9 protein-coding genes are annotated in these 10833 nt (G+C 29.7%); 4 read left to right on the top strand and 5 right to left on the bottom strand.

Annotated features, from left to right (window positions below; all coding sequences use genetic code 11):
* Positions 1-156: 156 nt before the first annotated feature.
* Together bglX and ACOSP6_RS08235 are read left to right on the top strand one after the other, a co-directional pair.
* Complete coding sequence (gene bglX / locus ACOSP6_RS08240) at positions 157-2418, top strand: beta-glucosidase BglX (RefSeq protein ID WP_422093487.1); 2262 nt, start codon at positions 157-159, stop codon at positions 2416-2418.
* Positions 2415-3188: a glycoside hydrolase family 16 protein gene (locus ACOSP6_RS08235; RefSeq protein ID WP_422093488.1), complete on the top strand. Its 774-nt coding sequence runs from the start codon at positions 2415-2417 to the stop codon at positions 3186-3188. The genes bglX and ACOSP6_RS08235 overlap by 4 nt, the downstream gene beginning before the upstream one ends.
* A 223-nt stretch (positions 3189-3411) precedes the next feature.
* Here the strand turns inward: ACOSP6_RS08235 and ACOSP6_RS08230 are convergent, their stop codons facing one another.
* The 5 genes from ACOSP6_RS08230 to ACOSP6_RS08210 all read right to left on the bottom strand — a co-directional run bounded on the left by ACOSP6_RS08230 (position 3412) and on the right by ACOSP6_RS08210 (position 8788).
* Positions 3412-3864 carry a DUF4440 domain-containing protein gene (locus ACOSP6_RS08230; RefSeq protein WP_422093489.1) on the bottom strand — a complete coding sequence of 151 codons (453 nt, stop codon included), beginning with the start codon at positions 3862-3864 and terminating at the stop codon, positions 3412-3414.
* 22 nt (positions 3865-3886) lie between these two features.
* Positions 3887-5398 carry an ankyrin repeat domain-containing protein gene (locus ACOSP6_RS08225; protein WP_422093490.1) on the bottom strand — a complete coding sequence of 504 codons (1512 nt, stop codon included), beginning with the start codon at positions 5396-5398 and terminating at the stop codon, positions 3887-3889.
* A gap of 2 nt (positions 5399-5400) precedes the next feature.
* Positions 5401-6633, bottom strand: a complete 1233-nt coding sequence (locus ACOSP6_RS08220) for an Ig-like domain-containing protein (RefSeq protein WP_422093491.1) — start codon at positions 6631-6633, stop codon at positions 5401-5403.
* Positions 6634-6735: 102 nt separating this feature from the next.
* Positions 6736-7800 (bottom strand): helix-turn-helix domain-containing protein, encoded by a 1065-nt coding sequence (locus ACOSP6_RS08215; protein ID WP_422093492.1) that lies wholly within the window; start codon positions 7798-7800, stop codon positions 6736-6738.
* A 112-nt stretch (positions 7801-7912) separates the two neighbouring features.
* Positions 7913-8788, bottom strand: a complete 876-nt coding sequence (locus tag ACOSP6_RS08210) for a CPBP family intramembrane glutamic endopeptidase (RefSeq protein WP_422093493.1) — start codon at positions 8786-8788, stop codon at positions 7913-7915.
* A gap of 231 nt (positions 8789-9019) precedes the next feature.
* On the opposite strand from ACOSP6_RS08210, the gene ACOSP6_RS08205 reads away from it, so the two are divergent.
* Both ACOSP6_RS08205 and ACOSP6_RS08200 read left to right on the top strand, forming a co-directional pair.
* Entirely contained in the window at positions 9020-10054 is a 1035-nt protein-coding gene (locus tag ACOSP6_RS08205) for a sensor histidine kinase (RefSeq protein ID WP_422093494.1), read from the top strand.
* A gap of 5 nt (positions 10055-10059) precedes the next feature.
* Positions 10060-10770 (top strand): LytR/AlgR family response regulator transcription factor, encoded by a 711-nt coding sequence (locus ACOSP6_RS08200; protein ID WP_422093495.1) that lies wholly within the window; start codon positions 10060-10062, stop codon positions 10768-10770.
* Positions 10771-10833: the final 63 nt, after the last annotated feature.

Genomic DNA, 10833 nt, shown 5'->3' with positions numbered 1-10833 from the left:
ATGGGAGGAACATTAGGAGGAAGCATAGACGCAGGATTCACTGAGTCTACAATGGAAGTGGATTATGTAAGAGTTTATCAATAAATGTGTAAATAGTTTGAGTTAATTTAAAGAGGTTAATTTTGATTCCAGTTAACCTCTTTTTAAAACTAGTGTATGAGAAAAATTCTAATCCTCAATTTAGTGATTATATCTTTTTTAAGTTGTAATCAACAGACTACTACAAAAACTTCAAGCAACGATGTTATTGATCAAAAAGTAGATTCGCTTTTACAATTAATGACATTAGAAGAAAAAATCGGCCAAATGAACCAGTATAATGGTTTTTGGGATGTAACCGGACCAGTACCAAGTGCAGGTGATGCTGCTAAAAAGTATGATCACCTAAAAAAAGGTTGGGTAGGTTCAATGTTGAATGTAAGAGGCGTTGAAAACGTTCGAAAAGTTCAAAAAATAGCTGTTGAGGAAAGTCGCTTAGGAATTCCTTTGATTATTGGTTTTGACGTAATACACGGTTATGAAACTCAGAGCCCGATTCCATTAGCAGAATCTGCAAGTTGGGATTTAGAGGCTATTAAAAAATCAGCACAAATGGCAGCGAAAGAAGCTGCTGCTGCTGGAATAAATTGGACGTTTGCGCCAATGGTTGATATTTCAAGAGATGCCAGATGGGGACGAGTAATGGAAGGAGCAGGAGAAGATCCTTATTTGGGAAGTAAAATTGGTGTGGCAAGAGTAGAAGGTTTTCAGGGTGAAGACTTATCAAATCCTTACACAATAGCTGCTTGTGCAAAGCATTTTGCAGCATATGGTTTCGCCGAATCTGGTAAAGATTACAATACTGCAGATGTTGGTTTATCAACATTATACAACACTATTTTACCACCATTTAAATCAGCACATGAAGCGGGAGTGAAAACATTTATGAATTCATTCAATGAGTTAAATGGGATTCCCGCAACAGGTGATGAATTTTTGCAGAGAGTTATCCTAAAAGGAGAGTGGAATTATGAAGGTTTTGTCGTTTCGGATTGGGGTTCAATCATGGAAATGATAGCTCATGGTTATGCGAAAGATAAGAAACATGCAGCTGAGTTAGCTGCTAACGCCGGTTCTGATATGGATATGGAATCGTATGCATACGTCAATGAATTAGCAACTTTAGTTAAAGAAGGTAAAGTTTCTGAAGATCATATCACAGATGCAGCTAGAAGAATTTTACGTGTGAAATTCGAACTAGGACTTTTTGAAGATCCATATAAGTATTGTGATGAGAGTCGAGAAAAGGAAGTAATAGGAAGCAGAGAAATGCATGATGCAGCTCTTGATATGGCAAAAAAATCAATTGTACTTCTTAAAAATGAAAATAATCTTTTACCTCTTAAAAAGAATGGACAAAAAATAGCATTAATTGGGACATTAGCTTCTGATAAAAATAGTCCTTTAGGAAATTGGAGATTGGCAGCTAAAGATGATTCTGCTGTTTCTGTATTAGAAGGAATGAAAGCTTATGCAGATAACGAATTAACTTATGCCGAAGGAGCTAAATTGTATTTGGGCAAAACTAATTTTCCAAGTGAACTAGTGTTAAACACTACGGATAAATCTAAATTTAATGAAGCTATAGCTATTGCTAAAAAAGCAGATGTAGTTGTAATGGTTTTAGGTGAAGTTGGTTATCAAAGTGGTGAGGCAAGAAGTAGGGCTGAATTAGATTTACCAGGTGTTCAACAAGAATTGTTAGAGGCGATTTATAAAGTCAATAAAAATATTGTTCTAGTCTTAAATAACGGAAGACCTTTAGCAATCACTTGGGCCAACGAAAATATTCCAGCAATAGTTGAAGCTTGGCAATTAGGTTCTCAAGCAGGAAATGCGATTGCTCAAGTTTTGTATGGAGATTATAATCCTAGTGGAAAATTACCAATGACATTTCCTAGATCAGTTGGTCAGGTTCCTATTTATTATAATTATAAAAACACGGGACGACCAGGTCCTAAAAAGGAAGTTTTTTGGTCTCATTATCAAGATGAAAGTAATAGTCCATTGTATCCATTTGGTTATGGATTAAGTTATACAACTTTTGAGTATAAAAATTTAAAAGCTTCAATCGATACTGGTAGTATAAACGTTTCTGTAGATATTACTAATACAGGGAAAATTAAAGGAAAAGAAGTTGCTCAACTTTATATAAGAGATTTAATAGCAAGTGTTACTAGACCTGTAAAAGAGTTAAAAGGATTCGAAATGATCGAGTTAAGTCCTGGAGAAACTAAAACGGTCTCGTTTAAACTTACCAAAGATGAGTTAGGGTTTTATAACAATCAGAGAGAGTTCGTAGTTGAACCTGGCGAATTTAAAATCTTTGTTGGAGGTTCTTCGTTAAGTAATTTGGAAACAACAATTGATTATAAATGAAATTAATTAAACTTTCTTTTGCGCTTAGCTTAATGATGCTTTTTTCTTGTGAAAAACAAGTAGATCAAAAAGTTATCTTTACTCAAGATTTTGATAAAAACAGCTTAGATGCTAATTTTTGGAATTACGATTTAGGTAATGGTTGTCCAAATTTATGTGGTTGGGGTAATAATGAGCTTCAATTGTATTCAAAGGAAAATGTTTCAATAGAAGATGGAAAATTGGTTATCAAGGCAACCAAGCAAGATTCGCTGTATTATTCTGGAAAGATTCACACAAAAGATAAATTTGAATTTAAATATGGAACTGTTGAAGTAAGAGCAAAACTACCAAAAGGACATGGCTTATGGCCAGCTATTTGGATGCTAGGACATGATATCAGTGAAAATGCATGGCCAGGTTGTGGTGAAATTGATATTATGGAGCATGTAGGTAAAGAACCTAATAAGATTTTTGCTTCATTGCACAATGCGTCTAGTTTTGGGAATACTATAAATTCCAAAAAAGTTGAAATCAAAAATGTTCAAGATGATTTTCACATCTATAAAATGGAATGGACAGAAGATTACATTCGTTTTTTTATAGACAACGAGGAAATTTACACATATTCACCTGAAAAGAAAGACAATAAGAATTGGCCTTATGACAAGCCTTTTTATTTGATACTAAATTTAGCCATTGGAGGAAATTTTGGTGGACCTGAGGTTGATAATAGTATTTTTCCACAAGAGTTTCTTATCGATTACATCAAAGTGTATTCGGCAGAATAATAAAGTTTATTTAAAATTTTGTATATTGTACTGAAATACAGGTAAGTATATAGTGTGTTGGTTTAATAGGGAGATTAATTTAAACGAACCAACATTGTTTTACACTTATGATTTATTTAGTGATTTAAGGGGGATTTACACTGAATGGATATGTTTACTTACAAATAAGCACAAGTTGAAAATTTGTTTTCAATTTGTGCTTTCTTTTTATGTGGTGTTTTTTTTATTTGAGGATTTTATATCCAGAAACATGAGAAGAAATTGCTTTCCAAATATTATTTCTTTTTACAAGAATATTACTTGATTGATAAATTGCTTTTATGCCATCGTTGGTGATATGACCAGTACCAGATATAATTGCAAAATTGTTCTCGAATATTTCCAATCTTTTTATTTCATAAACAAACGAATCATGTTGTATTCTGTTCTGCTTTATCCATTCGATTTCATCATTTTTAGAGGTCCAATTGCCATTATTATCTATTAATTTAAAATCTTCATCTAAAATTCTGTCGAGCAACATAGTATCTTGATCAGCATAAGCTTTTGGCCATTCAACTTCCTTAAGATATTTAAGTGTTTTTAAATCATCGCTTATATGTTGACTTTTTGTTGCTTTGGTGCAACTAATCGATAAAATTAGTATAATTGATAAATAGGATAATGAATTTTTCACAGTATTAGTTTTATGAGTTAAACTATTCTTTTTTTAATAAAAACTGAATTTTAATTTTACCATACCATTCTGGTTTTTTTCCATCAGGATAGGTTTCATCAAACATTGTAAGTGAAATATTTTCGGAGTTCCTAATTTCAAGTTTATAATATTGATGACCATTTTCAAATCCAGGTACCTTAGCAATATCAGGAATGGCATGCACGATATTTTTCTTCAGAGAATAAGAACCACTATTGAAAACGATACTTTGAAATGCTTTTTTTATTTCTAAATCTGTTGGTTTTGATAAATCTTTGAAAGGAGTTCTAGAGTTCATCATAGGATTATACATCACAGCATAGTTTTTTTCATTAAAAATAAATCGCCCATATTTTACCTGATCAACGACATATGTTGTATCAGGATAATGGTATTTAATTTTATGAACTTTCCAAGAGCCTTTAAGTTGTTTTTGAATTTGATTATGCTTATCAAACAACTTTACAAGTTCGGTGTTCTTATAAGTAGTTGCCAAATCATAAGCCGAATACTTACTTCCCTCTAGGGCTTTTTCTTTGTAATCTGCTCCATTTTCTATCAGCATTTTTACAAAATCCTCATTGTTTTTGGTTAAGGCCCAGTGTAAAGCAGCTGCATTATTGATAATCTCTTTATGATTAACCTTAGCTCCGTTTTGAATTAATAATTCACCAATTTTTGTACGGTTTGCATAAGCAGCAGCTATTAGTGGTGTTAATTGATATTTTGTATCAGTGATATTAGGATTAGCTCCGGCATCTAAAAGTAACTTAACCATTTCAATATTACCAAAGCGAGCTGCCCAAGCTAAAGGAGTTTGTCCAACCCTGTTGAGAATGTTTACATTTGCTCCTTTGTTTAAAAGAATTTGGGTCAGTTCATACTGATTTTCTTGGATAGCTCGTTGTAAAATCGGAACACCTAAGATATCTTTAAGATTTGGCGAAACTCCATTTTCAAGTAATTTTTTAATCTTTCTAAGATCTCTTTTTTCAAAAGCATCTATCATCTTTAGTTGTTTCTGATTTAAAGATTCTGTGTTGATGTAATTTCGAAATACATTTGCTACACTATCATGATGCCATAATCTGTAAGCAACATCGATTGCATTGCCATGTTTGCTTTTTAAATTAATGTCTGCACCTTTACTTATCAAATAATCCATTATTGATACGTTACCATAGTAAGTAGCCCAATTTAAAGCATGGTCATTGTTAATATCAACTGCATTTATTTTAGCATTTTTTTTTATTAAAAGTTCGCAAAGAAGAACACTTCCCGTTGAAGTAGCGTACATTAGAGGAGTTCCTTGAAGACCATTTTTTTCCTTTAAATTAACATTTGAGCCTTTGTCAATTAAGGTTTTTACAGCTAAAACATTTTTCTGTAAGATTGCATTAATTAATGGAGTTCTTCCTTTTTCATCAAAGGTATTGTGAGCTTCTTGAGCCTTACCAATTTTGTGTAAAAAAAGAAGTAATACTATTAGTTTTAAGTGTTTTGTGATTTTCATTCTTATTTTATTTCAATTCCTGTTAAATGAATATTATTTGAAAATTTATCTATTGTTTTTATGACAATTCCATTTTTCCAAACAATACCATTATATTTTGTTCCATTCCAAATTCTTCCGATAACATAAACGTCATTATTAAAAACTTTTACAGCAGTCGCAGAAGCTTTGAAACTACCATCAGTTAAATAAGTAGGAAATCCATTTACCCATAATGTAGCAACTTGTTCTAATTGAGAGTTATCTACTGAGTATCCCGCACAATAAACCTCCCCATTATTAATAGTTACATCAGTAATTCCAGCATTAAAATGTCCCGTAGTGAAGTAAGTTGGTGTTCCGTTTTGCCATACTACAGCTTTCGTTTTACCACTACTCGAATTATATTCAAATCCCCCAACATAAATATTGTTATTTTCTTCATGAATTGAATAAGCCCCAGAATAAACAGAACTTAATCTTTGAGGAATGTTATTTTTCCATACTGTCGCTATACTCACAAGGTTATCGTTCGATTCTGTTCCTACAGTATATATATCATTTGAATTTGTTACAAATAAATCATACGCCCAAGCTTGATGATTTCCATCAGTAATATTTATTTTTTCGTTGTTCTTCCAATAAGTAGCAATGCTGTATGAAGCTCCTTCAATTTGCCCAGAGATATAAACATCATTATCTTTCAAAAAGATACTTGTAGATGAAGCATAGGTGCCAAAATTACTTATGTTTTGCTCTTCGTCATTTATCCATAGTTTAGCTGTAGATTTATCATATCCATCACTTGCAGTACCAACAACATATGATTTTCCACTTTTAACTGTAACACCTGACGTATTGCCATTACCTAGTTCTATAAGATCGCTGTTCAGCCATAATTTAGATTTGTTAGTATTAGATTCGTAACCACTAACAAATAAGGTAGTATTTACAATAATATTGCATGATGAAGAGACATCATTAACTCTTGCGGTAATAGTACAATTACCACTGTTTTTAGCTATAATGTTTCCATTTTCATCTACAGTTGCAATTTCTTCATTATTAGAAGTCCAATTAACTTCTGAATTTCCAATATCAGTAGTAATACTAATTTGTTCAGTATTTGTTACATTCATTATTATTTCTACTTTATCCAATGCTATTTCAGATAAAGGAGGTATTGAGTCATTATTTTTGGTACATGAGGTACTTAAAAAAAGGATGCTTGAAAATATTAATAGTTTAATTCTCATAAATTACTGATTAATGATTTTTTGTACATGTGTACAAATATCAATTTGATAGATTGTTGGATACTATTTTTTAAGGGTAATTATGTAAACAACAATGATTGTTTACACTTTTTGATTTGACTTTCTAAATTTTGAAGGAGTGGTGTTTTCAAATTTAGAAAAGGCTTTGTAGAAGGTTACTTTATTATTAAAACCGGACTCTTCGGCAATAGCTTCAATTTTTAAGTTTTTATATTCTAGTGAAGTTAAAAGGTTTTTTGAATATTCTATTCTATACCTATTAACAAAATCATTAAAATTCTCTTTAATTTCTCTTGTAAACGTTTGAGAAAGATAATGTGGTTTTGTATTTAGTTTGGTTGCCAAATAATCAATGTTAAGTTGTTTGTTTAAATAGGGTAATTCATTTTTAAATAAGAGTATTAACTCTTCTTTTAGTTTAATAATTTCTTTATTACTCAGATTAGAGTGCTTATATTTTTTCTTAATATCTCTAAAGAATTTAGGATCTTCATATAAAACGTATGCAATCAAAAACACTATAATATTATTGAGTAAATAATATGATGAAAAATCTCTCCAAGAATTAGCGAAGAATACCAATAAAGAAATAACAATAGTAGAGGTAAAGTATATTATTGATAAGCTACCTAAATAGAACTTAGTATTTATTTCAATAGCCTTACTATGTTTTTTGAATAAGTTTAGTAATATAACTCCATAAACTATTTGATGTGCACTTCTAAAGTAATTTAGATATATGACACAATTGTAAAAATTATCTCTATTAGTATAGTAAATTATTCTTTCATCAATAGGCATTATTATTAAATTGAACATGTAAATGTTTAATGCTACTAGCGGAATAAAATGAATTAAATCTTTCGCAGATATCTTTAGTTTTTGGTTTAAAATAGATTTAAAATGAAAGTATAAAAGAGGTCCATATAAAACTCCTAAAGAAAAATAAAACCGCACTCTAAAGAAAGGATACAAAGAACCTATTTTACTTGTTCCGAATAAAAAGTAAAGAATCTCAAAACCAAATAAAACTGAAAATAAGGCAATACTTCTATTTCTTATAGAATTATCTTTAAAGAACATTCCTCCAGCAATGAAAAAGGTAAAAAGTGCTTGAACTAATATAATTAATCGAATAATACTCATTAATTAGTTTGTTGTTTTATTTAGAATTTGAAAAAGAATTGTAAAACTACATATTGTGTTACTCTTAATAAACAAATTGCTTAGCGTAAAAGTAAATAATAATTGTTTTTAACTACTTATAGGCGCTTTTTTGTTTTATTCTATTGCCTAACCATGTAATTATTGCGGTAAGCCCCCATAAGAAACCCCAAACAAAATCATTTAAAGGTTTATTAATACTTTCCTCTATTAAAGCAGTATTGGAAACGTCTGTACTAAGATTTAATGCACCATGAAAAAGAACTGCTACCCAAATTACATTTTTCCTGTTTTTAGTTATTCCAAAAATAATAGAGAAAAAGGAGCAAAGCATAGGCATGAGAATAAATCCACCAAGAACAGGATAATCAGGATAATTATGTCCCATTAAAATACCTGGAAGATGCCATAAACCCCAAACAATTCCAATAGTTATAAAACCTGAAAGCTCATTGTTTTTTGCCCATTCTTTTTGAAGATAACCTCTCCAACCATATTCTTCACCAAAAGCGAAAAATAAGCTATATAAAAGTACTCCAATGAAATATGAGAATAAATAATTAGGTAGTAAAATATACCACGGCTGAGGTTCTGTGCCAAAAATCATTCCTACACCTCTTAATGAAATTAAGCCATCATTAACATTAATAAATTCTGGTTTTAATTCAGCTCCGTTTAATCCTAATGTTATAAATAGACTTAATAACTCTATTATTAAAGGAATAAAAGCAGCAAGTAACAACCATTTAAAATCTTTTAAAGGATTCCATGAATTAAATGTAAAGATTCCTTCTTTGTTGGATAATCTAATAATTAAGGCTGCGATTGTAGGAGTCCACATTAAAATTAATGTCCAAATAGAATCTGTATTTCCTTGTTGAAGAATAAAAAAATAAGGTATAATTGATAGAATTACTACAGTAACTACAAAATGCCAACCTTTTCTACTTAAATTTAAAAAAGTATTCATGTTATTTGTTTTTAGATCTGCAAATAAATTCTCAGCATATAATTTATTGCAGATTGTTTTTATGAATACAAAGAATCATTTTCTTACTAATTGCATTGCTTTGTTAGGGATGCTAAGCATTTTTAATTATATGAATAACACACTTCATGCATGTTTGTTGTTAGTATGCTATTATTAGTAGTTCATATATTAATTGAGTTTAAATTTTTAGAATTACATTATATTTAGTTTATGAAGCTAAAATCTGTATTCGTTCATATCCTATTTTGGGTGTATGGTTTGTTAATTATTAACATACCTAAACTAGATTTTACAGTTGGGTACTTTAATGCCTCAGATGTATCTTTATTAATTCCTAGTATATATGGAACAATAATAAATAGCATTATTTTTTATGGTAATTGGAAGTTTTTATTAAAAAAACACCTTCAAAAAAATAAATTACACTATTGGGTTTTACTGTTTTTTGGTTTAGGGTTATTGAGTTATAGTGAGTCATTAATAGATGCGTATTATTTGAAGAATTATCAAGAAGATAAAAATTATGAGTTTATATCTTTATTGACCGATAACTTCGCAATTCACTTTATCTTTTTTCTATTACCTTCATTTGGTTTTTGGTACTACGAAAACTATTTAAAAATTAAGAAAAAGCAGTATCAATTACAGGAAGAAAAATTAAAAGCCGAAATATCCTTATTAAGAGCTCAAATAGATCCGCATTTTTTGTTTAACGTTTTAAATAATCTCTTCGGAAGTGCTCATCAATTTGGAGATGTTAAAACAGCGAACGGTATTTCAAATTTAGCAGAGTTGATGAGGTATATGATCTATGACTCAATAGAGGAGGAGGTGTCTTTAGAAAAAGAATTAAGCTATATTGATGATTTTATAGAGTTACAAAAGTTGAGATTTGATCAAACAGATAATCTAAATATTAAGTTTAAAAACTCTATTGAAAACGCAAATACACTATCGATATCTCCAATGTTGTTTATTCCATTTGCAGAGAACGCTTTTAAATATGGAGTAAGTTTAGATAAGCATTCTTTAATTGATATTAGTTTTTCTATTGTGAATGATAAATTGATTTTTAGTTGTGTAAACACCATACATAATATCAAAAAGCAATCAAAAAACACTAATGGTTTTGGATTAGATAACATTAAAAAAAGGCTAGAATTATTATACCCAAACTTATATATTTTGGATATTAATACTGATCAGAAAAAGTATAATGTTAATTTAGAAATAAAAATAATCTAACACTCATGAATTGCATTATAATTGAAGATGAGATTTTGGCGAATACCATAATTGAAGATTATGTTAATAAAGTACCTTTTTTAAATTTGAAGGGTAGTTTTAGAAGCCCCTTAAAGGCATTAGATTTTGTTATAAAGGAAACTCCAGAGCTTATTTTTTTAGATATAAATATGCCTGATATCAATGGATTGGAATTTCTTGAAAATCTACCTTATAAGCCTTACATCATTTTTACCACGGCATATTCAGAATATGCGTTAAAAGGATATGAATACAATACATTAGACTATTTATTAAAGCCTATACGTTTTAATAGGTTTTTAAAAGCAGTAACCAAAGCAAAAGATATTTTAAAGAGCCATTCTAAAAAGCACGTCTATGATCAAGATATGAGTCGAGAAAAGGAAAGTTTTTTTGTCAAAAATAATCAAGGCACACATCAGGTAAAATTGGACGAGTTAGTATATGTAGAAAGTATGAAGAATTATATCATATATAATTTACTAACTACCAAAATTGAAGTAAAAAAAAGTTTAAGTGAAATTGAAAAGGAATTGTCTTCTAGAAACTTTGTAAGAGTGCATAGATCTTACATAGTAAATGTTAATTTTATAAAAGCGTTAAAGTATGATGGAGTCACGCTATATAACCTTGAAATAAAGCTACCTGTCGGAAGAAATTATAGAGATAAATTAAAAGAGTTTTTACTTCTTTAGAACCGTATTATTAAAGTAATATTTTTCGATTAACCTGTATTTTTACTATTCATCTAAACATAA

This window comes from Tenacibaculum sp. MEBiC06402 (genome assembly GCF_049239625.1).
Taxonomy (GTDB): Bacteria; Bacteroidota; Bacteroidia; order Flavobacteriales; family Flavobacteriaceae; genus Polaribacter.
This window is presented reverse-complemented; position numbering and strand designations above follow the sequence as displayed.